Raw genomic sequence first — 26109 nt, 5'->3', positions numbered from 1 at the left:
AGTTTATGCGTTCGGCGCCCGCTTCTTCCAACGGAGCCGGACCCGGCGGGACTGCCGGCAGCTTGCTGCTGCTACCGCGACGGCGCCTACGGCCCCGTCATGGTGGCGGCCATACAACCAGGAGGACCTTTGGCGGCCAGTTCACGCAGCGCACGCGAGGCGAAGCGGCGCGTCCAGCAGATGGAGGCCAGGCGCGGCCTGCGCCGGGACCAGGACAAGCGCCGCAAGCGCGACAACGTCTTCGCCATCAGCGCCGGCACGGCCGCAATTGGCCTGGCCTTGGTGCTTCAGCTGACCGCCTTCGCCTCAAACCCGACCGAAGAGGAATTCGCGGCCGCGCAGGAGGGACTGAACAGCCCGTCGGCATCCGCCTCACCCACAGCGGCCCCGACGAACGGCGCGAACATCCCCAAGCCGGAGACTGCCGCGGGCAAGACGTTCACGGGCGAGCTCAAGCTGAACCGCGGCACGCTCGGCGTCGAACTCGACGGCACGAAGGCCCCCCAGGCCGCGGCGGTCTTCAAATCCCTTGCCGACCAAAAGTTCTACGACGGCGTCAGCTGCCACCGGCTGACCACGGCGGAGAACTTCGGCGTACTCCAGTGCGGTTCCAAAACAGGTGACGGCAGCAGCGACCCGAGCTACACCTGGGGCCCGCTGGAAAACACCCCGACGGACAACAAGTACCCCGCCGGAACCATCGCAGTGGCCCGGACCGGCGGGAACGCCAACGGTAACGGCACCCAATTCTTCATTGTGTACAAGGACACCGTCATTCCAGCGGATGCCGCCGGGGGCTATACGGTGGTGGGCAAGGTGACCTCTGGACTCGACGTGGTGGGCGGTATTGCCGCTGCCGGACTGAAGCCCGGCGACAACGCCACCGACGGCGCACCTGCGGAACCAGTCACGATAGACTCGTTCTCACTGAAGTAACCAGCCGCGGCCCCCAAGGCCCTGGTCCCGGTATTTCCCTCCAAGCGAAAGACTTCTAGCGGTGACAGACAGTCAGAAATCCGACGAAACATTGGCAACAGCAGCTGCCAACGAAACCGAAACCGAGGCGACCCCCGCCGAGAGTGCAGGCGCTGCCGTAGACGCCGACGGCGAAACTGCGGCACCCGAGGCCCCAGCCGCGACCAGCGAGGAACCCGCCGAGGCACCCGCCGAGGCACCCGAGGCCACTGTGCCCGCCGTTCCGGCAGAACCTGCCGAGCCCACTGTGCCGCCCGTTCCGGCAGAACCTGCCGAGCCGGCGGAGACGGCCGAGCCTGTTGACCAAGCTGAAGCCACCGCCGCCCCGGTTCCGACGCCGGGTCCCGCGCCGGCCGCGCGTCCCGCGCCGAGCCCGGCAGCGTTTGCCGGCCGGCCGAAGGCCAAGCCGTCCGCGGCCGCACCGGCCCCGGCCCCGGCGGCCGTGTCCTCCGCAGCTTCACTGGCCGAAGCGGCCCGCTGGGGCCGCGTTGAAGGCGACGGCCACGTCTTCCTGACCGTTGACGGCACGGAATACCCCGTAGGCCAGTACCCGGGTGTTAGCGAGGACGAGGCCCTGGGCTACTTCGCCCGGAAGTTCGAGGACGTCGTGGCCCAGATCGTCCTGCTGGAACAGCGGGTGAGCTCCAAGGCGCCCACCGCGGACATGCAGAAGACCGTCACGCACCTGCGCGAGCAGCTCGCCGAGCGGAACATGGTGGGCGACATCCGCTCCGCCGAGGCCCGGCTGGACGCTCTGGTGACACAGATCGGCGAGCTGGAAAAGGCTGAGAAGGCCGAGCACGACGCTGTCCGCGCCGCTGAGCTTGCCGCCCGCGAGGCCATCGTGGCCGAGGCCGAGGAAATTGCCGGCCACGATCCCGCGCAGATCCAGTGGAAGACCTCCAGCGCGCGGATGAACGAACTCTTCGAGAGCTGGAAGACCGCCCAGAAGAGCGGCGTCCGGCTCGGCCGCAGCAACGAGGACGCACTGTGGAAGCGGTTCCGCGCCGCCCGCACGGTGTTTGACCGGCACCGCCGCGCGTACTTCTCACAGCTGGACAGCAACAACTCGGCGGCCAAGGCCGCAAAGGAGAAGCTGATCACCGAGGCCGAGGCCCTTTCCTCCTCGACCGACTGGGGTTTTGCCGCCGGCGAGTACCGCCGCCTGATGGATGAGTGGAAAGCCTCACCCCGCGCCAGCCGCAAGGACGACGACGCGCTGTGGGCCCGCTTCCGCGCCGCCCAGGACGTCTTCTTCACCAACCGCCAGGCAGCCAACGACGAGATCGACCAGGAGTACGGTGCGAACCTGGTGGTAAAGGAAGCGCTCCTGGTGGAAGCCAACGAGCTCCTGCCGATCAAGGATCTCGCGGCAGCCAAGAAGTCGCTGCAGTCCATCCGGGACCGCTGGGAAGAGGCTGGCAAGGTGCCGCGCGCCGACATGGGCCGCATCGAAGCCGGTCTGCGGAAGGTGGAGGACGCTGTCCGCCACGCCGAGGACGAAAACTGGAAGCGTTCCAACCCGGAGACGAAGGCGCGCACCAACAGCGCCCTCACCCAGCTCGAGGCCGCTATTGCCGGCCTCAAGGAAGATCTGGCCAAGGCGGAGAAGGCCGGCGACGAGCGCAAGATCAAGGCCGCCCGGGAAGCCCTCGAGGCACGCCAGGCCTGGCTGGAGCAGCTCGAACGCTCAGCGAGCGAACTCTCCTAGGCACACGGCACCCCAGTACGAAGTACACCAGCAGGTCAGTCCAGGCCCCGTTTCGGTTATCCACATGACCGGTACGGGGCCTGTTCTATGTCCGGGGAACCGGGAACGATGGCGGAATGGTAATCATGCCCCGCGCTCCCACCGCTGCGCCGGATCCGGGCCGGCACGCCCTGGTGCCGGGAGCTCCGGTGCCGGGGACTCCAAGTCCAGGTCCGGGGCCGGAACACTGCGAGCTCTACTCCCCCGGCGCGCTGTTCTCCTGGCCGGAGCTGCAGGCCATGGCCGCCGACGGCGTGCTGACGCAGCTGTATCAGCGCGGCTACCTGCCGCCCGGATCCCATGCCAGTCCCCAGCTTCGCGCGCGGGCCGCGGCCCTGGTGGTGGCGCCGGCGATCCGGCAGCGGGTCGTGGCTGGCCGGATGACCGCGGCATGGATCTATGGGTGTGCCACGGAACCGGACCGCCTGGCGCTGCTGGTTGACGCCAACCGGCGGATTTCCAGTCTGCGGTCCGTGCGCGGCTGCACCTTCCACGAAGTTCGGCTGGGGCCGTTCGACGTCGTGAGCATGGGAGGCCTGATGGTGTCCAGCCCGCTGCGCACGGCGGTGGACGTGGCGATGCACGTGGACGCGGAGCGGGCCGTGCCGGCCCTCAGGGCGCTGTTGGCTCGTGCCGAGCTGGGCGTCCGCCTGCGGCTGCTCAGGCTCGCCGTGGAGGCGAGTCCGCGCGTTCCGCATAAGCGGGCGGCCCTGGCGAAGCTCGCCGCCCTCGCGGCAGAGCCGGAGGCGCCAGAAGATCCCGTCCAGTAAGCCTGGACCGAGGCCTGAACTGCCGGGTCAGCTGCGGCGGCGGTTTCCGGTGGTGCGGTACACGTCGAAGACGCCGTCGATCCTGCGGACCGCGCTGAGCACGTGGCTAAGGTACTTCGGGTCGCCCATCTCGAAGGCAAACTTGGAGATTGCCACCCGGTCCGTGGACGTGTGCACGCTCGCCGCCAGGATGTTGACGTGGTTTTCCGAGAGCACCCGGGTGACGTCGGAGAGCAACGATTTGCGGTCCAGCGCCTCGACCTGGATCTCCACCAGGAACACGCTGGACTGTGTGGGGGCCCAGTCCACCTCCACGATCCTGTCCGGCTGGTCCATCAGGCCGCTCACGTTGGTGCAGTCGGTCCGGTGCACGGAGACCCCGGAGCCACGGGTGACGAAGCCCAGGATCGGATCCGGCGGGACCGGCGTGCAGCACCGGGCGAGCTTGACCCAGACGTCGTCCACGCCGCGGACAACGACGCCGGAATCGGAGAACCGGGCCTTGCTGACCTGGGTGGGGATGGAGACCTCGGTGAGGGCATCGTCCGGGTGCTCATTCCCGCCCAGGCTCTCCACCAGGCGTTCCATCACGGACTGGGCGGAGGTATGGCCGTCGCCCACGCCGGCGTAGAGCCCGGAGATGTCAGCGTATTTGAAGTCCTCTGCGATCGCAGCGAGGGCGTCGTGGGTCATGAGCCGCTGCAGTGGAAGGTTTTGCTTCCGCATCGCTTTGGTCAGGAGGTCCTTGCCGCGGTCAATCGCTTCCTCGCGGCGTTCCTTGCTGAACCATTGCCTGATCTTGTTCCGGGCCCGGGCACTCTTGACGAAGTGCTGCCAGTCCTGGCTGGGGCCGGCGCCTTCGGCCTTCGAGGTGAAGATCTCGACCCAGTCGCCGTGGTTCAGTTCGCTGTTGAGCGGAACGAGCTTGCCGTTGACGCGTGCGCCGATAGTCCGGTGGCCCACCTCGGTGTGCACGGCGTACGCGAAGTCGACGGGCGTGGACCCGGCGGGGAGTGCCATGACCTCGCCCTTGGGGGTGAAGACGAACACTTCCCGGGCGTTGATTTCAAAGCGCAGGGAGTCAAGGAATTCGCCGGGGTCCGACGTTTCCTGCTGCCAGTCCACAAGGGAACGCAGCCAGCCCATGTCGCCGTCGCGCGGGCTGCCGGGGCCGGCCGCCGTCCGGTTCGGCTGGTCCTTGTACTTCCAGTGCGCGGCGACGCCGTACTCGGCCCGGCGGTGCATCTCGTGGGTGCGGATCTGGATTTCCACCGGCTTGCCGCCGGGACCGATCACCGTGGTGTGCAGCGACTGGTACATGTTGAACTTGGGCATCGCGATGTAGTCCTTGAACCGCCCGGGCAGGGGGTTCCAGCGCGAGTGCATCGCGCCCAGGGCCGCGTAACAGTCCCGGACAGAATCGACCAGGACGCGCACGCCCATGAGGTCGTTGATGTCGTCGAAGTCTTTGTCGCGGACGATCATCTTCTGATAGATCGAGTAGTAGTGCTTTGGCCGCCCGGTGATCGTGGCCTTGATCTTCGCGGCCCTGAGGTCCTCGGTGATCTGGTTGCGGATGACCGCCAGGTTCTTTTCGCGTTCCGGGGTCCGGTCCCCCACCATGCGCACGATTTCCTCGTACACCTTGGGATAGAGGGCAGCGAAGGACAGATCCTCCAGCTCCCACTTGATGGTGTTCATGCCAAGCCGGTGGGCCAGCGGCGCGAAGATTTCCAGCGTCTCCCGGGCCTTGCGGGCCGAGGACTCAGCCGAGACAAAACGCCACGTACGGGCATTGTGGAGCCGGTCGGCGAGTTTGATCATCAGGACGCGGATGTCCTTGGCCATCGCGACGACCATCTTGCGCACGGTCTCGGACTGGGCCGCCTCACCGAAGCTGACCTTGTCCAGCTTCGTGACGCCGTCCACCAGCATGGCCACTTCCGGACCGAACTCGGTCTTGAGGTCGGCGAGGGTGTAAGACGTGTCTTCGACGGTGTCGTGCAGCAGGGCCGCGGCCAGCGTGGTGCCGCTGAGGCCGAGTTCGGCGAGGATGGTGGCCACCGCGACGGGGTGGGTGATGTACGGGTCGCCGCTCTTGCGCTTCTGGCCCCGGTGGCAGCGCTCGGCGACCACGAAGGCACGCTGGATGAGATCGAAATCCTCTTTGGGGTTGTTGGCGCGCACAGTGCGCAGCAACGGCTCCAAAATCGGCGAGTAGGCCGGAGTGCCACGGCCCGTCAGCCGGGCAAGTCGGGACCTCGTGCGCTCGCGCCGGCCGGGAAAAGTGGGCCGGGCACCGGAGTTGTCCACCGGCACGGGAACATCGGGGCGTCCGGGAACCACCAGGCCAGTCTGTGAACCCTGGCCTTGGCCCTTGTCCGCAGGTGCCTCCGGCACCGGCGTCGAACGTTCTTCCAATGGAGCACCTCTCGCGACCGGTTAATTATTCAAGTGTATTCCCGCAGCAGGATACTTCGATAACCGGCGGGGATACGGCGACGGGCCGGAGGCCGTCGAAAACGACGGTCTCCGGCCCGTTTGTGGCCGCTGGGGACGGTTCAGGCCGTGGCGGGCGACGCCGGCGACTCGGCCTTGGCTGCCGCGTCAGCACGCCTCTGTTCCACCCGTTTGGCCTGCTTGACCAGGTCGGGTTCGCCCTGCCGCAGCGCGGCGTAAAGCGGAGCCGCGATGAAGATCGTGGCGGCAGTGCCCACCAGGATGCCCACGAACAGCGCCAGGGACAGGTCCCGCAGCGTTCCGGCACCGAGCAGCCCGGCCCCGATGAAGAGGATCGCACCGACCGGCAGGATGGCCACCACCATGGTGTTGATGGACCGGACCAGGGTCTGGTTGATGGCGAGGTTGACCTCTTCGGCGAAGGTCCGCCGGGTGGAGGCCTGCATGTCCGAGGTGTTCTCCCGGATCTTGTCGAACACCACCACGGTGTCGTACAGCGAGTAGCTGAGCACCGTGAGGAAGCCGATGATGGCCGACGGCGTTACTTCGAAGTCGCTGAGGCCGTAAACACCGGCGGTCACGAACATCGTGACCGCCATGCCGACAAGTGCCGAGAGCGACATCTTCCAGGTCCGGAAGTAGAGCGCCATCAGGACGGCGGCCAGGCCCACAAAGATTGCCAGGCCCATCAGCGCCTGCTTCGTGACGTCCGCACCCCAGGTGGGGCCGACGAAGGTCGAGGTGACTTCGTTATCGGTCACGCCGTAGGCCTTGGTGAGGCCTTCCTTAATCTGCAGCGTCTCGTCGTCGGAGAGCTTGTCCGTCTGGATGCGCATGGTGGTACCCGCGACGTTAGCCACGCGCGGCACGGATCCCGACACGACGTCCTTGACGGCCTTCTCGCCGAGGGAGGCCTCGGTGGTCTTGACGTTGGAGACCGTGAACTCGGAGCCGCCGCGGAACTCGATGCCGAGGTTGAACCCACCCTTGGCGACCGGGATCAGGATGGAGAGGGCGACGGCGATCCCGGCAATCAGGAACCACAGCTTCCTGTAGCCGACGAAGTCGTACGAGCGCTTGCCCGTGTACAGCTCATTGCCGAATGTTGAGAAGTTGACCATTTACTTGCCCTCCTTGGACGCGCTCTTGGAGGTACCGGCGAGCTGTGCCTGTTGTGCCTGCTCCTGCTTTTCGGCGAGGCGGCGTTCTGCAATGGTCATCCGGCGTTCTGCCTCGGCGGCGGCGCCGGTGTTCTTCGCGCGCACCACTGCCACGGGCTTGTCCTCCGGGGTCCGGACCCGGCCGGCACCGCGGTACAGCGGGACGGCGCCGAGGCGCTTCGGGTCCAGGCCCGAGAACCGGTGGCCTTCGCCGAAGAACTTGGTCCGGGCCAGCAGCTGCAGGGTGGGGTGGGTGAACATGAAGACGACGATGAGGTCGGCGATCGCGGTGAGGCCGAGGGTGAACGCGAAGCCGCGGACGTTGCCCACTGCCACGAAGAACAGCACGACGGCGGCGAGAAGGTTCACGGCCTTGGACGCGAGGATGGTGCGCTTGGCCCGCTTCCAGCCGTTTTCGACGGCCGAGACCAGGCCGCGGCCTTCGCGGAGCTCATCGCGGATGCGTTCGAAGTAGACGATGAACGAGTCGGCTGTCTGGCCGATGGCCACGATCAGGCCCGCGACGCCGGCGAGCGAAAGCCGGTAGTTTTCGGTCCAGCCGAGGATGGCGATGGCCAAGAACGTCAGCACCCCGGCGATCACGAGGGATGCCACGGTCACGAGGCCAAGGGCCCGGTACTGGAACAGCGAGTAGACAAACACCAACAGGAGGCCGATCACGCCGGCGAGCATACCCATGCGGAGCTGCTCACCGCCGAGGGTTGCCGAGATCTGCTGTTCGCTCTGGATTTCGAAGCTGATCGGCAGGGCACCGAAACGGAGCTGGTCGGAGAGGGCCTTGGCCGACTCCTCGGTGAATCCGCCGGTGATCTGCGGCCGGCCGTCGGTGATGACGGCGAGGGAGCGCGGGGCGGAGATGACCTGGTCGTCCAGGACGATTGCGAACTGGGATTTCGGATCCGAGCCGGTCTGGCCGCCGCCGGCGGCGTAGAACTGGTACAGGCGCTCGGTGATTTCCTTGAACTTGGTGGTGCCCGCGTCATCGAACTGGATGTTGACGGCCCATTCATTGGTCACGGCACCCTGGGCGCCGCGCTGCAGCTGGAACGAGGAGGACTTGATGTTCGAGCCCTTCACCTCCACCGGACCGAGGATGTACTTGATGGCCGGCGACTTGGCCGAGGCCGGCTCGCAGGTCACCAGCGGCTTGGTCGGGTCGGAGCGCTGCTGCTTGTCCTGGGAGGGGTTGTCGCAGTCGAGGGCCTCGAACTGCTTGTAGACCTCGGGGGTAATCCAGTTCTCATCGCTGCTGTTGGCGGGCGCGGCTGTCGGCTTCGGCAGCTGGGCATCCGGGGTCCTGGAGGCGGCGGGGACCGCTGCGCCGGGGCCGGTCTGGATGACCGGGCGGAAGTTCATGTCGGCGGAAGCCTGGATCAGCGCACGGGTTTCCTTGGCAGGGGTTCCCGGGAGGCTGACGACGACGTTGCGGCCGGACTGCGTGCTGATTTCCGCTTCCGCGACGCCCGAGCCGTCCACGCGCTGGCGAATGATCGCCACGGCCTGGTTGAGCTGGTCTTCGGTGATACCCGAACCGCCCTCAACCTTGGGCGCCAGGATCATCTGGGTGCCACCTTCAAGGTCCAGTGCGAGCTTTGGAGCCCAGCCCGCCTGGCCGGCCATCGTGCCGCCCGCCAGGACAGCCGTCATGGCGGCGATGATTACGCCAAGCCAGACCAGCATCCTGATGGCTGAGTTTTTGGGGCCAGTTCGTGCCATTGTCGATCTTTCTATTATTTACGGCGGATCCGCCGGCGCGGGCTCTGGGCCCCGCCGACGGATGCCCGCAACCGTTGCTTCGCGGGATAGCTCAGGTAGGCAGACTAGCTGTCTTTTTTGCCTTCGTCGTTGAGGCGGCGCAGGGTTTCCTCGGGCGTTTCGGTGCGCGGCGCGTCGTGGACGGGGGCGCTGGCGTCGGTCCCCTCAGCACCCAGCTTCTCGGTGGTCAGCGAGGACGCGTCGTCGGGAACGACCGTGGGCTCCTCGGCGGCGACAACCGGCTCCACAATTTTGGTGACGGCCTGGCGGTGCACCGTGGCCGTGTTGCCCGGGGAAAGCTCAAGCGTGACCTTGTTCTCCGCTTCGTCAATGTCGACGATCCGGCCGAACAGCCCGAAACTCGTCATGACCTCGACGCCCGGGCCGAACTTCGACTGGAGCTGCGCCTGCTGCTGCTGCGTTTTCTTGTTGCGGCGGAACATCATGAAGACGAACACGCCAAGCATCACGAACAGGAGAATTGTCATTAGATCCAAGGGGAAAGTTCCGTTCTGTACTTGCATAGCTGTTTTTCAGCAACGTCCGTTTGCTCCTGACGGCGCGGGCAGGGGTCTGCGCAGCAAACTGGCCGCGAGACCGTCCCCCAGACCGCCGGCGGCTACCTGCTCTCCGCCCACGGAAACAAAACCCGGACGTGCCGAGCGTCATACCAGTCTAAAGGGAAAAGCTGAAAGAACGGTGCTAGCGGCTGTTTCGGATCCACTGAGGATCGGTTTCTTCGCCGAGATCCCCACCGGACCCGCCGATCGGGCTCTCGCCCGGCTCGTCGGCCTGGAACAGTTCCAGCGGGTCCTGGCCGAAGGCGCCGGCCGGAATGGCGAAGCCCAGGTGCGTCCATGCCGGCGCCAGGGCTATCCGGCCGCGCGGCGTCCGGCCCAGGAGTCCTTCGCGCACCAGATAGGGCTCGGCGACCGTTTCCACGGTCTCCGTTTCCTCGCCGACGGCGATCGCGAGCGTGGACAGGCCTACCGGGCCGCCGCCGAACTTGGTGATGAGGGCCTCGAGAACGGCACGGTCCAGCCGGTCCAGGCCCCGCTTGTCCACCTCATACATGTCCAGGGCCGCGGAGGCCGCCCGCGCGTCGATTTGCTCGATGCCGTGCACAAGCGCCCAGTCCCGGACCCGGCGCAGGAGCCGGTTGGCGATGCGCGGCGTGCCCCGGGACCGGCCGGCAATCTCGCTGAATCCGGCGGAGTTGACCTTCAGGTCCAGCAGGCCGGCGGAGCGGCGCAGGACCAGTTCCAGCTCCTCGACGGAGTAAAACTCGAGGTGGCCGGTGAAACCGAACCGGTCCCGCAGCGGGCCGGGAAGGAGGCCGGCCCGCGTGGTGGCGCCGACGAGCGTGAAGGGCGGCAGCTCCAGCGGAATGGCCGTGGCGCCGGCGCCCTTGCCGACGACGATATCGACGCGGAAATCTTCCATCGCCATGTACAGCATTTCCTCGGCCGGCCGGGACATGCGGTGGATTTCATCCAGGAACAGGACCTCGCCCTCAGAGAGTGAGGACAGGATGGCCGCAAGGTCGCCCGCGTGTTGGATGGCCGGGCCGCTGCTGATCCGCAGCGGAACGTTCATTTCGGCGGCGATGATCATGGACAGTGTGGTCTTGCCCAGGCCGGGAGGGCCCGAGAGCAGCACGTGGTCCGCGCTGCGCCCACGCATGCGCGAGGCCTCCAACACGAGGGAGAGCTGCTTGCGGACCCGGTGCTGGCCCACGAAGTCGTGCAGGTTCTTGGGCCGCAGGGCGGCTTCGATGACCCGCTCCTCCGGTTCCTCTCCCCCGGCGACGATCGACGGCTCAGCCACGCGCGCCTACCCGGTTCCCGGCGCGGGCGCCGTCCTGGCCCAGCCAGCGCAGCGTCGCGCGGAGAATCTCCGCCACATTGCCGTTCGCCGCGAGGTCCGGGGAATCGGCAAGGGACTTGTCGATGCTGGCCGTGGCATCCTTTTCGGACCAGCCCAGGCTGGTCATCGCGGCCACCACCTGCGGCTTCCAGACGGATTCGGCGGACACGGCCGCGACAGGCGCGCCGGCGGTGCCGTGCGGCACAAGCTTGCCGGCTAGTTCGAGCACGATCCGGCCGGCCACCTTCGGTCCGATGCCGGGGACCTTCGTGAAGGCCTTGCCGTCGCCGGAGTGGGCGGCCACCCGGATGGCTTCGGGCTCGTGGACGGCCAGCACCGCCAGTGCGAGGCGGGGACCGACTCCGCTGACGCTGAGGAGCACATCAAACACCTCGCGTTCGTCATCGCTGGCGAAGCCGAACAGGGTCAGCGAGTCTTCCCGCACGATCAGGGACGTGAATAGCTTTCCCTCCTCACCCACCCGGAGGCCGCTGAGGGTCTGCGGTGTGGCGTTGACGCTCATGCCGGCGCCGTTGAGGTCGATCACGGCGGAGGACAGGCCAACATGCGCAACGGTTCCACGAAGAAAACTGATCAAGGCCGGGCTCCTGGTCTAACTGGCGTCTACAACTGGGTGATGAAAGAACGTACAGCCGGGCACGCCGGCTATCCGAACATATCTACGAATACCCTACCAAGCCCCGCGGCGTCACAGCCGGACATTCAGCGCGCACGGCGCGCTTTTGCCTCCGCGTCCGCCCACGCCCGCTGCGCCGGAGTGAGGGACTGGCTGCCCGGCCCAGTCGTGGCTACGGCGGCCCCGCTGCCGGCCCGCCAAGCGTGGGTGATGGCCAACGCAAGGGCGTCGGCGGCGTCGGCAGGGCGCGGAGGCGCGTCCAGCCGGAGGATCTTGGTCACCAGCTTGGTGACCGCATCCTTGTTCGAGGTCCCGCTTCCCGTCACGGCTGCCTTGACCTCGGACGGGGTGTGCAGAGCCACCGGGATGCCACGGCGCGCGGCGGCCGCAATGACCACACCGGAGGCCTGCGCCACCCCCATGACCGTGCTGACGTTGAGCTGGGAAAAGACCCGCTCCACGGCGAGGACCTGGGGTTCGTAGCGGTCCAGCCACTCGTCGATGGACGTGGCGATGACCAGCAGCCGCTGGTCCAGGCTCTCCTCGGGTGAGGTGCCCACAACGCCGAAGGCCACCAAAGTGGCCCGCCGGTTCCGCTCGACGTCGACAACGCCGATCCCGCAACGGGTGAGGCCCGGGTCGACCCCCAACACGCGCAGCGTCACGGTTGGGCCGTCAAGACCGGGCCCCAAAAGTCACGTTTGGGTGAGCGGGTCACTCGGCTTCCAGTGCGGCCTGCACTTCGTCGCTGAGGTCGGCGTTGCTGTACACGTTCTGGACGTCGTCGAGCTCTTCCAGGGCGTCCACCAGCTTCATGAACTTCTTGGCGGCATCAAGGTCCAGCGGCACCTGCATGGACGGCACAAACTCGGCCTCGTCGGTGTCGTACTCAATGCCGGCTTCCGTGAGGGCATCGCGGATGGCCTGGAGGTCGGTCGGCTCGGAGTGGATCTCGAAGCTGTCGCCGTTGTCCTTGACTTCCTCGGCCCCGGCATCCAGCACGGCCATCAGGACGTCGTCCTCGGCCAGGCCGTTCTTCGGCAGCGAGACGACGCCCTTGCGGGAGAAGAGGTAGCTGACGGAGCCGGGATCGGCGATCGTGCCGCCGTTGCGGGAGATGGCGAGCCGGACCTCGGAGGCGGCACGGTTCTTGTTGTCCGTGAGGCACTCGATCAGCAGCGCGGAACCCTGCGGGCCGCGGCACTCGTACATGATTTCGGTGTAATCGACGACCTCGCCGGTGAGCCCGGCGCCGCGCTTGATGGCGCGGTCGATATTGTCAGCGGGCACCGACGTCTTTTTCGCCTTGGTGACGGCCAGTTCCAGGCTGGGGTTGCCGGAGAGGTCGGGGCCGCCCATGCGCGCGGCGACTTCGATGTTCTTGATCAGCTTGGCGAACGACTTGGCCCGGCGGCTGTCAAGGATGGCCTTCTTATGCTTGGTCGTCGCCCATTTGGAGTGGCCTGACATGCTTTACGCTTCTCCTCTGATCATTCGAATAAACAGTTCATGCACGCGCTTCTCCCCCGTCACTTCCGGGTGGAAGGAGGTGGCCAGCAGCTTGCCGGAACGCACTGCAACAATTCTAGCCGTCCCGTCCAGGGATTCGGGGTGGCCGGCTTTGGACGGTTCCACCTGGGCAAGGACTTCGACGCCGTCGCCGACGCGCTCCACCCAGGGCCCGCGGATAAAGACGGCGTGGACCGGGGCCACTGCCCCGCCCGCGGCGCTGAACCCTAACCCCATGAAGTCCAGGTCCGTCTCGAAGGACTCGCGCTGCCGGCCGAAGGCGTTGCGGCGCACGGTGATGTCGAGTCCGCCGAACGTCTGCTGCGGGTTTCCGGCCAGGTCCTTCGCCGGGTCCGCGATCTCGTCCGCCAGCAGGATCATCCCGGCGCACGAGCCGTAAACGGGCAGGCCGGCCTGGATGCGTTCGCGCAGCGGATCTCGGAGCCCGAAGATCCGGGAGAGCTTGTCGATCGTGGTCGATTCGCCGCCGGGGATGATGAGCCCGTCCAGGCCGTCGAGTTCGGCGGGACGCCGGATCCCGACGCCGGCGGCGCCGGCGGCTTCCACGGCATGCAGATGCTCCCGGAAATCGCCCTGCAGCGCCAGGACGCCGATCCGGAGCCCCGTTCCCACGCGGGATTCAGGGGAAAAAGAGGGGGTGGTCATCCCCACAGCATAATGCTCTGCGCCTGCACGGCACGCATGGAAGACGCATGCAGCGGCACCGGGCGTCCGGGTTCCATGCCGCTGCTGGGATATATTACAGAGCATGCTTTACTTCAGCGTTCCGCTCGGCAAGTTCGTCCGCCGGGTCTCCCGGCTCAGGGGCGGAGGCTCGGCCCTCCCCGGGCTTGTGGTCGAAAAAATCGACCCCGATTTCATGCGGCGGACGCTGTCCACGCTGCCGCTGGGGGTCGCCGTCGTCAGTGGCACGAACGGGAAGACCACCACCACCAAGATGGTTGTGGAACTGCTCGAGAGCCAGGGACTGAGAGTCTTCACCAACCGCACCGGCAGCAACTTCACCCGCGGCGTGGCCGCGGCGCTCCTGGGCGAGGTCGACTGGCGGGGCCGGCTCGATGCCGACGTCGCGGTCCTGGAACTGGATGAGGCGCATGCCGTCCACTTCGTCAACAAGGTCCCGCCGCGGTACAGCCTCCTGCTCAATGTCCTTCGCGACCAGCTGGACCGGTTCGGCGAGATCGACAAGACCGCCGAACTGCTCCAGCACATCGCGTCCAAGACCACCGGGACCGTGGTCCTGAACCGGGAAGACCCGCGCGTCGCCCGGATCGCCCAGACCCTGGACGGACCGGAGGTGCTCTACTTCGGGCTCGACGATTCGCTGCTGAGCACCTTCCCCAACGACGACGACATGCGCGCCGCCCCGGGCAGCCCGGTGCCGGCCGCCCCCGCCCGGCCCGCCGCCGACGTCGTGTTGCGCCGCGTGGGCGCCGACGACGCCGATTTCGAGTACGACGGCGCGACGGTCACCACGGGGATGAAACTGCGCGGCGTCTACAACATCTTCAATGCCGCCGCCGCGCTGACCCTGGCCCGCGGCGTCTCCGGCGCCCGCGGCACCGGGACCGACCAGGCCGGCCTGCTCACGGCGCTGTCCAAGGTGGCGCCGGCGTTCGGCCGCGGCGAAAGCCTCGTGGTCGATGGCCTGCCGCTGGAACTGGTCCTGGTCAAGAACCCCAGCGGTTTCCGGCTCGGCCTCAAATCGTTCCCCGCCGCCGGGTACGCCACGATGATCGCGATCAACGACAACTACGCCGACGGCCGGGACATGTCCTGGCTGTGGGACGTCGAATTCGACACGCTCCGCGACGGCGGCGTGGACCAGCTCTCGGGCTCCCGCGCGTATGACATGGCGCTGCGGCTGCAGTACGACGACGTCGCGATCGGCGCCGTCGACACGGACATTGCGCCGGCACTGGCAGCGTTCATCCGCGGCGGCGAGGGCAAGCCGAAGAGGATCTTCTGCACCTACACGGCCATGCTGGCCATCCGCCGCGAGCTGTCCAAAATCACCACAGTGGAGGTGGTCTCATGACCCCCGCGTCCCCCGAATCCCCCGAAACCCCGCACGAGCTGTCCTTCGGGCACGAACTTCCGCCCGAAGATTCCGCGGCCCCCAGCAAGGGAACCATCCGGGTCCTGCAGCTCTACCCGCGGGACATGAACATTTACGGCGACTGGGGCAACGCCCTGGTCCTCGCGCAGCGCCTGCGCTGGCACGGCTACACGCCGGAACTGCTCGAGTACAACGTTGGTGACCCGTTCCCGGCAGATGTGGACCTGATTGTCGGTGGCGGCGGACAGGACAGCGGACAGCTCGTCATCCAGGACGACCTCCTCTCGCGCGAGTCCACCCTGAAGCAGATGGCCGACGAGGGCACCCCGATGCTCGTGATCTGCGGGCTGTACCAGCTCTTCGGGAAATTCTTCAAGACCCGGCTCGGGTCGGTCCTTCCGGGCATCGGCATCCTGGACGTGGAAACCCACGGCACCGACGAGCGCCTGATCGGCAACGTCACGGTCTCCTCCCCCGAATTCGGCAACATCCTCGGCTACGAAAACCACAGCGGCCAGACCACACTGGGACCGGGCGTCGAACCGCTCGGGACGACGGCCAAAGGTACCGGCAACAACAGCACGGACGGCCAGGAGGGAGCCCGCTACCGCAACATCGTGGCGAGCTACCTGCACGGCTCGCTGCTGCCCAAGAACCCGGCTCTCGCGGATTTCCTGATCCGGACCGCCGTCGAACGCAAATACGGCAGCTTCACCCCGGGCACGCCGGATGACTCCTACGCGGTGCTGGCGCGGGAACACGCCGCCCGCCGGCCCCGCTGACCCAGGTGGCAGGCGCCGAGGGCGGCACGGTCCGGATTGGGCGCGACACCCCGGAGCGCGAGGACGTCCTGCAACTCCTGGGCGAACACCTCGCCGACATGTACGCGACCTCCCCGCCGGAAAGCGTCCACGCCCTTGATCCTGCCGCCCTGGCCGGACCCGGCATCAGCTTCTGGACCGCCCGGCAGGACTCCCGGCTCCTGGGCTGCGCGGCACTGAAACACCTGGCTCCCGGCGACGCCGAGATCAAGTCAATGCGCACCGCGAATGCAGCCCGCGGGCGCGGCGTTGCGTCGGCGCTGCTCCGCCACCTCCTGGCCGAGGCCCGGCACAGCGGCTACGAACGCTTGTTCCTGGAGACGGGGAGCCAGGAGTTCTTCGCCCCCGCGCGGCGGCTGTACGAGCGGCACGGCTTCACGGACTGCCCGCCGTTTGCCGGCTACGAAGCCGACCCCAACAGCGTCTTCATGTCCCTGCTCCTGGACGCCGGGTAGCTGCCCGGCAGCCTTCCATGGGCCCCGCCTGCCGTCATCGGCTCCGGACGAAAGCCAGGACATCGCGCGGCACCCGCCGGCTCGATCCTGCCCGGATATGGCCCCATCGCTCGTAGACGATCAGGGTGCAGTCTGGAATCAATTGCGCGGTCTCCTCCGCAACCGTCCTCGGGAAGAACGCGTCCCGGCCGCCGCAGAGCAGCAGGACGGGCGGACGAATGAGCGGCAGTACCGCCCGCGCATCAAACGCGAACTCGGCCCGCGCCTCCGTCAGGACGTCCGCGGCGGGGCATCCGGAGGGGTCCAGCACGCGCCGGCCGACGACAGGTCCCAGCAGTTCCCGCAGCCAGCGGGTCCGCGGCCCCGGTAAGAGGTACTCGGCCAGGACCGTCCCGGCGCGGCCTGGGTCTCCGGCAGCGACGGCGGCGGCCATCCGCTCGTCCACGTCTTTGCCCCACGCGCTCAGTTCGGCCGCCGTGACCACCATCGCGATGTGCCCGAAGGACTCGGGATGGCGGGCGGCCAGGTACTGCCCGATCATCCCGCCGAATGACTCGGCCACCACCAGGCCGACCCGGCCGCCGAACTCCTCGGCGATCAGCTGGGCGTAGTCGTCCGCCATGTCGGCGCTGGTGTGCGACGCCGGCATGTTCCGCCGGCGGGTGACAATCCAGATGGCGTACCCGGCCTCCTGATAGGCGGCAAACTCCCGCCGGAACAGTCCGCGCAGCACCCCCTGGGGCACGAAGCTCCCCGGTCCGCCCTGGACGAACAAGAGCGTCTTCGGGCCCCGGCCCCACGTCAGGTATTCCATCCCGTTGCTGAACGTCCCGCTCCGGGATTCCCGATCCCGCCGGTTTACCCGGGCCATGGCGCCGGCCTACGGTGATATCTGAGTCGTCGGCTGCGGCGTCGGCTGCGGCTGCCGCAGCAGCTCCGCGAACTCCGCCGGCCGGGATGCCGGCCACCAGTGGCCGCTGTCCACCCGGATCACCGTGAGGTCATCCACCCAGGAATCCAGTCCGTCCACGAGGCCCGGCGACAGGAAGGAATCCTTCAGCGGCACCACCACCTGGACGGGCAGCGTCACGCGGCCGCCGGCCGGCCAGTTCACCGCCGAGAAGAAATTTGCGCGGTAAAGAGCCAAGCCGCGGATGGGATCATCGCCGACGTCGCGCTTGGCCATCTGCCCGTAGCGTTTCGTGAGGAAGAGGCGCCAGGCGGCCTCCGGCAGCTTCGGCACAAGGAACGCGGCGATGTACCAGCTGCGGGCCAATTGTCCGGCCAGCTGCGGCCACGCCCGGGGACGTGCATACCGGCTCCGCACCCAGCGGGCGAAGTGCCGCAGGTCCGGGCCCGAGATGGACGTGTACCGGCCGATCAGGCCCGCGGCCCTGGGGTCCTGGACGGCGGCCCAGCCCTGGATCGAGCCCCAGTCATGGCCCACAAGATGGACGTCCGTGGCGCCGACGGCGGCCAGCACGGCGAACATGTCATCCACGAGCGTCTTCAGGGTGAAGTCCCCGGGGAGGCCGACGACGGCGGACGCGCCCGCGTTCCGGGTGTCGTAGGCGACCACGTGGTGGCTTCGGGCCAGATCACGGATGGCCGGCAGGAAGACCTGATGATCGTCCGGATAGCCGTGTACCAGCAGCAGCGTCGGCACTTCCGGTCCCGGCTCCCTGCCATACTCGAACACTGCAAGCTCAGCCCCGCTGGACGCGACGGTGCTCCGCCGTTCGTTGATCATCTCCATGCTGCCCAAGCTTAGGACCCCGGGGTGAGAATAAGCTCATGGGCGCCCGCCGCCGCGGCSCCCATCGACTCCAGCACGGCCGCGGTGCGCCGGCGCGTGGCTGCGTCCGCCGCCGTTCCGGCGCAACGGCCCTGCGGCGCGTCGGCCGCCACCGAACACCAGCGGTAGGGTCCGCGGACCATCACCGACGGTGCCCAGGCCAGGTCCGAGGCGGCCCAGGACCCGGACGCGTCCTGGCTGAACTGCACCCGGACCAACAGGCCCTCGTTGTTGACCACGAACGACGGCGAGAGCTCGGTGATGCCGTTGCCGAGCCCATACACAATCCAGGTTCCCTTGTACTTTTCGATCGGCAGCACCGAATGGCTGTGGTGGCCGTAGATCAGGCTGAACAGGCCGCTGTCCACGAGCGCATGGGCGACGTCGCGCTGCTGGGTGTTGGGCTCGGCTGAGTACTCCTCCCCGGCGTGCATGACCCCCAGCACAATGTCCGCGCCCAAAGCCCTGGCCTTGCGTGCTTTGGAAATCATGGCGTCGGGATCGAGCAGGTCGACCTGCCAGGGCTGCTCGGCGCGCAGCCCGTTGAGGCCATATGCGGCATCAATGACGGCGATTTTGGCCGCGGCGGTCTGCAGGATCAGGATGCCCTGGGACTCTGCCTCGGTCCGGTACGAGCCCGTGTGCCGGAGTCCGGCGGCGTCGAGGGCGTCCAGGGTACGGACGAGTCCCGCGGTGCCGCGGTCAACGGTGTGATTGCTGGCGGTCGTGCAGGCCTGATAGCCCACGCCGCGCACGGCGGTGATGATCTGCGGCGGAACGTTGAAGGAGGGATACCCGGAGAATGGTCCGTCCGGGCCGGCCACCGGGGTCTCCAGATGGCAAATCGCCACGTCGCTCTGCTCGATGTAGCGCCGCTGGCCCTCCAGCAGCGGCCCGAAGTCCAGCCCCGTCGCGCCGGCGGCGCGGGCGTCCTCGCGGGCCTGCTGCCAGAGCTGGGGGTGGACCAGCATGTCCCCGGTGACGAGGACGGAGGCGCACCGGGCGGCCGCACAGCCTGGCCCCTTCCCGGGCGTCGGCGTCGGCGTCGGCGTCGGCGTCGGGGTCGGAGTCGGGGTCGGAGTCGGGGTCGGAGTCGGAGTCGGGGTGCCCGACGGCGGCTGGGTAACGTCGGACGTTCCCCCGGTACCGCCGGCCGTGGGACCCGGGGGCTTATCCGGCCCGGCGAGGAGTCCGCAGGATGCCAGCATCGACCCGAGAACAACGGCCGTTGCTGCGGTCAGGATCCGGCCCCGCGGCCTCGCGGTCGTGTTCTCCATGCCGCTCATCCTATGGTGGGCGGCATCACAACACACGGAGCCGATCGTTGAGAAGCGGCCGCCTGCATGAAAGAGTCATTTCATGACCAATCCCCTCCTGAGCCCCAGCACCCTGCCCTATGGACTGCCGCCGTTTGCGGATATCGACGACGCGCACTACGCCGAGGCCGTCGAGGCCGGCCTGGCCGAGCACCTTGCCGAAATCCAGGCCATCGTGGACACCCCGGCGGCCCCGACCTTCGAAAACACGGCCCTCGCCATGGAACGCTCCGGCCGGCTCCTGGACCGGGCCGCCGCGTCCTTCTTCACGCTGGTGTCCGCAGACGCCTCGGACACCATCCGCGACCTCGAGACCCGCCTGTCCCCGCTCTTCGCCGCCCACCAGGACGCCGTCTACCTCAACCGCGGGCTCTACGAGCGCTTCGCGGCGCTGGACGCAACGGTCCTGGACGCGGAGTCCGCCCGGCTCGTGGAGGAATACCTCAAGGAGTTCCGGGCCTCCGGCATCCAGCTCGACGACGCCGGCCAGGAGCGCCTCAGGGACGTCAACGCCGAGCTTTCCCGGCTCGGCACCGAGTTCGGGCAGCGCGTCAAGGAGGGCATGAAGTCCGCTGCCCTGCTGCTGGATGACGCCGCCGACCTCGCGGGCCTGCCCGCCGACGACGTCGCCAGCGCCGCCGAGGCCGCCCGGACCGCCGGGCACGAGGGAAAGTTCCTGCTGACCCTGATCCAGCCGAGCAACCAGCCTGCCATGGCCGCGCTGGCGAACCGGGAAATCCGCCGTCGCCTCTACGAGGCCTCCATCGGCCGCGGCAGCGACGGCGGAAGCTTCGATGTGCTCGACCTGGTCAAGGACATGGTCCGGCTCCGCGCCGAGAAGGGCAGCCTTCTCGGGTTCGCGAACTTCGCCGAACTCAGCGTGGACCGGCAGACGGCACCGGACTTCCAGGCCGTCCAGGCAATGATGAGCCGGCTGGCCCCCGCAGCCGTCCGCAATGCCGACGCAGAGGCCGAGGCGCTGGCCGGGACCGCCGGCCACCCCCTCGAGGCCTGGGACTGGGCGTATTACTCTGCCAAGGTCAAGCGGGAGCGGTATGCCGTGGACGAACAGGCCCTGCGCCCCTACTTCGAGCTGGACCGGGTTTTGAATGATGGCGTGTTCTTCGCGGCAAACGCCCTGTACGGCGTCACCTTCCACGAACGCGCCGACCTCGCCGGCTACCACCCGGACGTGCGCGTCTGGGAGGTTAAGAATTCCGACGGCACGGACCTGGGCCTTTTCCTGGGCGACTACTACACGCGGGAGACGAAGCGCGGGGGCGCGTGGATGAATTCCCTCGTGGAGCAGTCAGGGCTCTTGAACACCCGACCTGTGGTGATCAACAACCTCAACATCTCCAAGCCGCCGGCCGGCGAGCCCACCCTGCTGACGCTGGACGAGCTCCGCACCACCTTCCACGAGTTCGGCCACGCCCTGCACGGCCTGTTTTCCGCCGTCACCTATCCTCGGTTCTCCGGCACGAACGTGCCGCGGGACTTCGTGGAATACCCTTCGCAGGTCAACGAAATGTGGATCATGTGGCCCGAAGTCCTGGCCAACTATGCCCGGCACCACGCCACCGGCGAACCCCTGCCGCAGGAGACCGTGGACAAGCTCAACGCCGCCCAGCTTTGGGGCGAAGGCTTCGGCACCACGGAATACCTCGGCGCGGCCCTGCTGGACCTGGCGTGGCATGTCCTGGACGGCTCTGACATCCCGGATGACGCCGTCGAGTTTGAAGCGAAGGCGCTGGCCGCGGCCGGCGTGGCGCACAGCCTGATCCCGCCGCGCTACCGGACCGGCTACTTCCAGCACATCTTCGCGGGAGGCTGGTATGCCGCCGGCTACTACTCCTACATCTGGAGCGAGGTCCTGGACGCTGACACCGTGGAATGGTTCAAGGAAAACGGCGGCCTCAGCCGCGCGAACGGCAATTTCTTCCGCGCCGAACTGCTTTCCCGCGGCAACAGCCGGGACCCGCTGGAGTCCTTCCGCGCCTTCCGCGGCCGGGACTCGGATCTCGGGCCGCTGCTGAAGCGCCGCGGCCTCGACTAACCCCCGCAGAACGCAAACGACGCCGGGCGGTCACCTAAGAAGGTGACCGCCCGGCGTCGTCGTTCAATCAGAAGCGCAAGGCGAAGGGCGGCGTGATCCGGCAGCGTGCGTAAAAGGGGCCCCGCGCCCCGGGCAGCCGCTCAGCTGCCAACAGGGCGCGGGGAATAGCACGCAGAGGATCAGCGCCGTCCGGCGCCGCCAAAGGCGCGAACGCTACCAGCCGCGCTCGGCGAGGCGGTGCGGCTGCGGGATCTCGTCGACGTTGATGCCGACCATGGCCTCGCCCAGGCCGCGGGAGGCCTTGGCGATCTCGTCCGGGTCGTCGTAGAACGTGGTGGCCTTCACGACGGCGGCGGCACGCTGGGCCGGGTTGCCGGACTTGAAGATGCCGGAGCCGACGAACACGCCGTCGGCGCCGAGCTGCATCATCATCGCGGCGTCGGCCGGGGTGGCGATGCCGCCGGCGGTGAACAGCACCACCGGGAGCTTGCCGGTCGCGGCAACTTCCTTGACCAGTTCGTACGGAGCCTGCAGCTCCTTGGCCGCGACGTAGAGCTCGTCCTCGGCCATGCCGGCGAGCTTCTTGATCTCGGCACGGATCTGGCGCATGTGCGTGGTGGCGTTGGAGACGTCCCCGGTGCCGGCCTCGCCCTTGGACCGGATCATCGCCGCGCCCTCGTTGATCCGGCGCAGGGCCTCGCCCAGGTTGGTCGCACCGCAGACGAACGGAACGGTGAAGTTCCACTTGTCGATGTGGTTGGTGTAGTCCGCCGGGGTCAGGACCTCGGACTCGTCGATGTAGTCCACGCCGAGGGACTGCAGCACCTGCGCCTCGACGAAGTGCCCGATCCGGGCCTTGGCCATGACGGGCACGGACACGGCCGCAATGATCTTGTCGATCATGTCGGGATCGGACATGCGGGACACGCCGCCCTGGGCGCGGATATCGGCCGGAACACGTTCCAGCGCCATCACGGCCACGGCACCGGCGTCTTCGGCGATGCGGGCCTGCTCGGCGTTGACGACGTCCATGATGACGCCGCCCTTGAGCATCTCAGCCATGCCGCGCTTGACGCGGCTGCTGCCCGTGACGTTCTTCGCGGACGCGCCGGCTTCGCTGCTTACATCAGGTGTAGACACAAAAACCCCTATGGGTAGATAGATGACCTCGCCGGGGCGCGGACGGCACGTTCATGCCGTGTCTCGCACACACCGGATTACCGGATCCATTGGCCGGTAAAGCTAATACTATCCCCCGGCCGGGGCGCGGCAGAATTCGGGTTACAGCAGTCGAATCTCGCGCGGGGACAGGGATTCGGCGCGGCCGCCGGGGTGCCGCCTGGCGCTGTCAGGCGGGACGTTCCGTGGCGGTACCTTCGGGTTCCGCCAGCGACTGGCGGTGCACTGTCACGATGCGCTGGATCACCGTCACCAGGCTCGCTGTAGCGAGAAGGCACAGCGTCACGAAGAGCACCACCGGGGTCAGGCCCAGTCCGGTGAGCCCCGTGACCACCAGCACGGACACGAGGCGCTCGGCGCGCTCGGCGATGCCCACGTTGGCGTGGAAGCCCAGGGCCTCGGCCTTGGCCCGCGCATAGGAGACCACCATGCCGAGCACCAGGCAGAGAATCGCGGCGACGGCGACGGCCGGGTTGGCGCCGCCGGTGAAGAACCAGACGGCGACGCCGGCGAACAGGGCGCCGTCGGCCACGCGGTCAAGGGTGGAGTCCAGGAAATTGCCCCACCGGCCGCCGCGGTGCTGCATCCGGGCCATGATGCCGTCAATAACGTCGGAGAAAATGAACGCCGTGATGAACACGGTCCCCCAGAAGAGCTGCCCGAGCGGGTAGAACACGAGAGAGCCGATCACGACGCCGAGCGTGCCGACCACGGTCACGGCGTCGGGAGAGACCCCGATCCTCAGCAGCCAGCGGGCAACCGGGGAAAACAGGGCGGTGAAGAAGCCCCGGGCGTGCCTGTTAAGCATCCTTCTCCCCCGCTGTGTCCTGCGGCGCGGGCATTTCCTGCGGCCACGCGTCGGCGACCTGCTGACGGACCTCACCGAGGGTCTGCGTGACCGCCTTTGTCTGGGCAATGATGGGGAAGAAATTTCCATCACCGCCCCAGCGCGGCACCACGTGCTGGTGCAGATGGCCGGCGATGCCCGCCCCGCCGGTGACGCCCTGGTTCATGCCCAGGTTGAAACCGGAAGGGTTGGCGACTTTGCGCAGCACCCGCATGGCCGTCTGGGTCAGTTCGGCGAATTCCGCCGTTTCCTCGACCGTGAGGTCCGTGTAGTCCGGGATGTGCCGGTAGGGGCAGACCAGCAGGTGGCCCGGGTTGTACGGAAAGAGGTTCAGCACCACGTAGCTCGTCCTTCCCCGGTAGACGATCAGGGAGTCCTCATCGCCACGCTCGGGCGCGGCGCAGAACGGGCAGTCGTCCGGGTTCTTGAACTGATGCTGGCCGCCCTTGATGTACGCCATCCGGTGCGGGGTCCACAGGCGCTGGAAAGCGTCCGGGACCCCGGCCAGGCTGAAGTCGTCCGTCACGGCGTGGTCGCCCGGATACTCCGGCCCGGCCCCTGTGGTTTCCTGCACGCGCTGCCCTTCCGTCTGCCTAGCTGGTCCGGTTTCGGACAGCGTCGACGATCCGCTGTACGGCCTCGGACACGGGCACGCCGTTGTCCTGGCTGCCGTCGCGGAAGCGGAAGGACACGGCACCCGCCTCGGCATCGTCCCCGCCGGCGATCAGCACGAACGGGACCTTGTCCTTGCTGGCCGTGCGGATCTTCTTCGGGAAACGGTCCGAGGAGATGTCCACCTCGGCGCGGATGCCGGCCGCCTTGAGCTGGTCCACAACGTCGAACATGTAGTCGTTGAATGCCTCCGCCACCGGGATGCCCACCACCTGGACCGGTGCCAGCCAGGCGGGGAAGGCACCGGCGTAGTGCTCGGTGAGCACGCCCATGAAGCGCTCCACCGAGCCAAACAGGGCGCGGTGGATCATCACGGGCCGCTGCCGGGTGCCGTCGGCGGCCTGGAACTCGAGTTCGAAGCGTTCGGGCAGGTTGAAGTCCAGCTGGATGGTGGACATCTGCCAGGTTCGGCCGAGCGCGTCCTTGGTCTGGACGGAAATCTTGGGGCCGTAGAATGCCGCTCCGCCCGGATCCGGGATGAGCTCGAGCCCGGAGGCTTCGGCCACCTCGGCGAGGGTGCGGGTGGCTTCGTCCCATGTGGCGTCGTCGCCTACAAACTTGTCCTCGTTCTTGGTGGAGAGCTCGAGGTAGAAGTCGTCCAGGCCATAGTCCTTGAGCAGGCCGAGGACGAAGTTCAGCGTGCTGGTGAGCTCGTCCTTCATCTGCTCGCGGGTGCAGTAGATGTGGGCGTCGTCCTGGGTCATGCCCCGGACGCGGGTCAGGCCGTGCACCACGCCGGACTTCTCGTAGCGGTAGACCGAGCCGAACTCGAAGAGCCGCAGCGGCAGTTCGCGGTAGGAGCGGCCGCGGGACCGGAAGATCAGGTTGTGCATGGGGCAGTTCATCGGCTTGAGGTAGTAGTCCTGGCCGGGCTTGCGCACGGTGCCGTCCTCGTTCAGTTCCGCGTCGATGTGCATTGCCGGGAACATGCCCTCGCGGTACCAGTCCAGGTGGCCGGAGACTTCGTAGAGGTGGCCTTTGGTGATGTGCGGGGTGTAGACGAAGTCGTAGCCGGCATCGACGTGGCGCTGGCGGGAGTAGTCCTCCATGGCCTTGCGGATAATGCCGCCCTTGGGGTGGAAGACCGGCAGACCGGAGCCGAGCTCGTCCGGGAAGGAGAACAGGTCCAGCTCCGCGCCGAGCTTGCGGTGGTCGCGGCGCTCGGCCTCGGCAATGCGCTCCTGGTAGGCCTTGAGCGCGTCCTTGGTGGGCCAGGCGGTGCCGTAGATGCGCTGCAGCTGCTGGTTGTTCTGGTTGCCCAGCCAGTAGGCGGCCGAGGAGCGGGTCAGGGCAAAGGCGTTGGAGATCAGCTTGGTGTTCGGCAGGTGCGGGCCGCGGCACAGATCGCACCAGATGCTGTCGCCGCTCTTGCGGTCCACGTTGTCGTAAATGGTGATGTCGCCGGCGCCGACCTCGACGTTGACGCCCTCGCCGGCCTCGGCGGCGTCATTCTTCCTGCCCAGCAGTTCGAGCTTGTAGGGCTCGTCCTTCATCGCTTCGCGGGCCTCGTCCTCGGACACCACGCGGCGAACGAACTTCTGGTTCTGGTTGATGATCTTCTGCATCATCTTTTCGAGCTGGCGGAGGTCTTCCGGGGTGAACGGTTCCGCGACGTCGAAGTCGAAGTAGAAGCCGTCCGTGATGTAGGGGCCGATGCCGAGCTTGGCGTCGGGGCGCAGCTGCTGCACGGCCTGGGCCATGACGTGGGCCGTGGAGTGGCGCAGGACGTTGAGCCCGTCCGGGGAATCAATGGTGACGCCCTCGACATTGGCGTCCTCGGGAAGGGGCTGGTCCAGGTCCTTCAACTCGCCGTTAACGCGGGCCACAACGACGTCGCGGCGCTCAAAGAAGAGTTCCGCGCCGGTGGTCCCGGTAGTCACCTTGGTCTCTTCGCCGTCGACGAGAAGGGTGATCTGCTGGGCATCTGACACGGGTGTCTCCTATTCAAAGTTAAGGCTTCGTAGCTTGTGGCGTACGGGGACCAC

The 26109-nt window shown here is 67.6% G+C and carries 23 protein-coding genes; 7 read left to right on the top strand and 16 right to left on the bottom strand.

The window, feature by feature from the left end; genetic code table 11:
- Positions 1-129: 129 nt before the first annotated feature.
- From AC1D1A_RS10670 to AC1D1A_RS10660, 3 genes are all read left to right on the top strand, one after another.
- The gene (locus tag AC1D1A_RS10670) at positions 130-936 is read left to right on the top strand and encodes a peptidylprolyl isomerase (protein WP_476947709.1); all 807 of its coding nucleotides are present in this window, start codon (positions 130-132) and stop codon (positions 934-936) included.
- Positions 937-997: 61 nt separating this feature from the next.
- Positions 998-2686 carry a DUF349 domain-containing protein gene (locus AC1D1A_RS10665; protein WP_476947708.1) on the top strand — a complete coding sequence of 563 codons (1689 nt, stop codon included), beginning with the start codon at positions 998-1000 and terminating at the stop codon, positions 2684-2686.
- Between the two features lie 116 nt (positions 2687-2802).
- Entirely contained in the window at positions 2803-3495 is a 693-nt protein-coding gene (locus AC1D1A_RS10660; protein ID WP_476947707.1) for a hypothetical protein, read from the top strand.
- Positions 3496-3522: 27 nt separating this feature from the next.
- Here the strand turns inward: AC1D1A_RS10660 and AC1D1A_RS10655 are convergent, their stop codons facing one another.
- The 9 genes from AC1D1A_RS10655 to pdxT form a co-directional block, all read right to left on the bottom strand.
- The gene (locus AC1D1A_RS10655) at positions 3523-5841 is read right to left on the bottom strand and encodes a RelA/SpoT family protein (RefSeq protein ID WP_476849343.1); all 2319 of its coding nucleotides are present in this window, start codon (positions 5839-5841) and stop codon (positions 3523-3525) included.
- 215 nt (positions 5842-6056) lie between these two features.
- Positions 6057-7076 (bottom strand): protein translocase subunit SecF, encoded by a 1020-nt coding sequence (gene secF / locus AC1D1A_RS10650; protein WP_230008622.1) that lies wholly within the window; start codon positions 7074-7076, stop codon positions 6057-6059.
- Complete coding sequence (secD, locus tag AC1D1A_RS10645; protein WP_476858410.1) at positions 7077-8852, bottom strand: protein translocase subunit SecD; 1776 nt, start codon at positions 8850-8852, stop codon at positions 7077-7079. It lies immediately after the preceding gene.
- A 104-nt stretch (positions 8853-8956) separates the two neighbouring features.
- On the bottom strand, positions 8957-9379 hold the full coding sequence (gene yajC / locus AC1D1A_RS10640) for a preprotein translocase subunit YajC (RefSeq protein WP_476849317.1): 423 nt from the start codon (positions 9377-9379) through the stop codon (positions 8957-8959).
- 214 nt (positions 9380-9593) lie between these two features.
- Positions 9594-10718: a Holliday junction branch migration DNA helicase RuvB gene (ruvB, locus tag AC1D1A_RS10635; protein ID WP_476849318.1), complete on the bottom strand. Its 1125-nt coding sequence runs from the start codon at positions 10716-10718 to the stop codon at positions 9594-9596.
- Positions 10711-11355 (bottom strand): Holliday junction branch migration protein RuvA, encoded by a 645-nt coding sequence (gene ruvA, locus AC1D1A_RS10630; RefSeq protein ID WP_018773177.1) that lies wholly within the window; start codon positions 11353-11355, stop codon positions 10711-10713. Before ruvA ends, ruvB begins: the two co-directional genes overlap by 8 nt.
- Before the next feature lie 125 nt (positions 11356-11480).
- Positions 11481-12059, bottom strand: coding sequence for a crossover junction endodeoxyribonuclease RuvC (gene ruvC, locus AC1D1A_RS10625; protein ID WP_079554348.1), 579 nt, complete (start codon positions 12057-12059; stop codon positions 11481-11483).
- 49 nt (positions 12060-12108) lie between these two features.
- Positions 12109-12864 carry a YebC/PmpR family DNA-binding transcriptional regulator gene (locus AC1D1A_RS10620; RefSeq protein WP_223916716.1) on the bottom strand — a complete coding sequence of 252 codons (756 nt, stop codon included), beginning with the start codon at positions 12862-12864 and terminating at the stop codon, positions 12109-12111.
- A 3-nt stretch (positions 12865-12867) separates the two neighbouring features.
- On the bottom strand, positions 12868-13569 hold the full coding sequence (pdxT, locus tag AC1D1A_RS10615) for a pyridoxal 5'-phosphate synthase glutaminase subunit PdxT (RefSeq protein WP_476856804.1): 702 nt from the start codon (positions 13567-13569) through the stop codon (positions 12868-12870).
- Between the two features lie 103 nt (positions 13570-13672).
- Between pdxT and AC1D1A_RS10610 the strand changes: the two genes are divergently transcribed.
- From AC1D1A_RS10610 to AC1D1A_RS10600, 3 genes are read left to right on the top strand one after another with little or no spacing between them, the layout of a single operon-like run.
- A complete protein-coding gene (locus tag AC1D1A_RS10610) occupies positions 13673-14962 on the top strand; it encodes a MurT ligase domain-containing protein (protein ID WP_476947706.1) in 1290 nt (429 codons plus the stop codon).
- Positions 14959-15765 carry a type 1 glutamine amidotransferase gene (locus tag AC1D1A_RS10605; RefSeq protein WP_476858407.1) on the top strand — a complete coding sequence of 269 codons (807 nt, stop codon included), beginning with the start codon at positions 14959-14961 and terminating at the stop codon, positions 15763-15765. The genes AC1D1A_RS10610 and AC1D1A_RS10605 overlap by 4 nt, the downstream gene beginning before the upstream one ends.
- Positions 15766-15770: 5 nt before the next feature.
- Positions 15771-16259: a GNAT family N-acetyltransferase gene (locus AC1D1A_RS10600; RefSeq protein WP_476947705.1), complete on the top strand. Its 489-nt coding sequence runs from the start codon at positions 15771-15773 to the stop codon at positions 16257-16259.
- A 34-nt stretch (positions 16260-16293) separates the two neighbouring features.
- Here the strand turns inward: AC1D1A_RS10600 and AC1D1A_RS10595 are convergent, their stop codons facing one another.
- The 3 genes from AC1D1A_RS10595 to AC1D1A_RS10585 are packed head-to-tail and all read right to left on the bottom strand — an operon-like array spanning position 16294 to position 19331.
- A complete protein-coding gene (locus AC1D1A_RS10595; RefSeq protein WP_476858405.1) occupies positions 16294-17130 on the bottom strand; it encodes an alpha/beta fold hydrolase in 837 nt (278 codons plus the stop codon).
- Between the two features lie 9 nt (positions 17131-17139).
- Positions 17140-18015 (bottom strand): alpha/beta fold hydrolase, encoded by an 876-nt coding sequence (locus AC1D1A_RS10590; RefSeq protein WP_476947704.1) that lies wholly within the window; start codon positions 18013-18015, stop codon positions 17140-17142.
- 11 nt (positions 18016-18026) lie between these two features.
- Positions 18027-19331 (bottom strand): CapA family protein, encoded by a 1305-nt coding sequence (locus AC1D1A_RS10585; protein WP_476947703.1) that lies wholly within the window; start codon positions 19329-19331, stop codon positions 18027-18029.
- An 82-nt stretch (positions 19332-19413) separates the two neighbouring features.
- On the opposite strand from AC1D1A_RS10585, the gene AC1D1A_RS10580 reads away from it, so the two are divergent.
- Positions 19414-21426, top strand: coding sequence for a M3 family metallopeptidase (locus tag AC1D1A_RS10580; protein ID WP_476930893.1), 2013 nt, complete (start codon positions 19414-19416; stop codon positions 21424-21426).
- Between the two features lie 213 nt (positions 21427-21639).
- On the opposite strand, the gene pdxS is transcribed toward AC1D1A_RS10580, so the two are convergent.
- The 4 genes from pdxS to thrS all read right to left on the bottom strand — a co-directional run bounded on the left by pdxS (position 21640) and on the right by thrS (position 26055).
- On the bottom strand, positions 21640-22566 hold the full coding sequence (gene pdxS / locus AC1D1A_RS10575; protein ID WP_026266390.1) for a pyridoxal 5'-phosphate synthase lyase subunit PdxS: 927 nt from the start codon (positions 22564-22566) through the stop codon (positions 21640-21642).
- Positions 22567-22774: 208 nt separating this feature from the next.
- Positions 22775-23413 carry a phosphatidylinositol phosphate synthase gene (gene pgsA / locus AC1D1A_RS10570; protein ID WP_476947702.1) on the bottom strand — a complete coding sequence of 213 codons (639 nt, stop codon included), beginning with the start codon at positions 23411-23413 and terminating at the stop codon, positions 22775-22777.
- A complete protein-coding gene (locus tag AC1D1A_RS10565; RefSeq protein ID WP_476849327.1) occupies positions 23406-24026 on the bottom strand; it encodes an HIT family protein in 621 nt (206 codons plus the stop codon). Before AC1D1A_RS10565 ends, pgsA begins: the two co-directional genes overlap by 8 nt.
- Before the next feature lie 19 nt (positions 24027-24045).
- Entirely contained in the window at positions 24046-26055 is a 2010-nt protein-coding gene (gene thrS, locus AC1D1A_RS10560) for a threonine--tRNA ligase (RefSeq protein ID WP_476947701.1), read from the bottom strand.
- Positions 26056-26109: the final 54 nt, after the last annotated feature.

It is taken from the genome of Arthrobacter sp. P1_B9, assembly GCF_056406495.1.
This window is presented reverse-complemented; position numbering and strand designations above follow the sequence as displayed.

Bases quoted from the DNA above. Each gene is read 5' to 3' on its own strand.
- AC1D1A_RS10610 (WP_476947706.1), top strand. From the start codon at position 13,673: ATGCTTTACTTCAGCGTTCCGCTCGGCAAGTTCGTCCGCCGGGTCTCC.
- secF (WP_230008622.1), bottom strand. From the start codon at position 7,076: ATGGTCAACTTCTCAACATTCGGCAATGAGCTGTACACGGGCAAGCGC.
- pgsA (WP_476947702.1), bottom strand. From the start codon at position 23,413: ATGCTTAACAGGCACGCCCGGGGCTTCTTCACCGCCCTGTTTTCCCCG.
- AC1D1A_RS10605 (WP_476858407.1), top strand. From the start codon at position 14,959: ATGACCCCCGCGTCCCCCGAATCCCCCGAAACCCCGCACGAGCTGTCC.
- AC1D1A_RS10590 (WP_476947704.1), bottom strand. From the start codon at position 18,015: ATGGAGATGATCAACGAACGGCGGAGCACCGTCGCGTCCAGCGGGGCT.
- AC1D1A_RS10660 (WP_476947707.1), top strand. From the start codon at position 2,803: ATGGTAATCATGCCCCGCGCTCCCACCGCTGCGCCGGATCCGGGCCGG.
- pdxT (WP_476856804.1), bottom strand. From the start codon at position 13,569: ATGACCACCCCCTCTTTTTCCCCTGAATCCCGCGTGGGAACGGGGCTC.
- AC1D1A_RS10595 (WP_476858405.1), bottom strand. From the start codon at position 17,130: ATGGCCCGGGTAAACCGGCGGGATCGGGAATCCCGGAGCGGGACGTTC.
- AC1D1A_RS10580 (WP_476930893.1), top strand. From the start codon at position 19,414: ATGACCAATCCCCTCCTGAGCCCCAGCACCCTGCCCTATGGACTGCCG.
- AC1D1A_RS10620 (WP_223916716.1), bottom strand. From the start codon at position 12,864: ATGTCAGGCCACTCCAAATGGGCGACGACCAAGCATAAGAAGGCCATC.
- secD (WP_476858410.1), bottom strand. From the start codon at position 8,852: ATGGCACGAACTGGCCCCAAAAACTCAGCCATCAGGATGCTGGTCTGG.
- yajC (WP_476849317.1), bottom strand. From the start codon at position 9,379: ATGACAATTCTCCTGTTCGTGATGCTTGGCGTGTTCGTCTTCATGATG.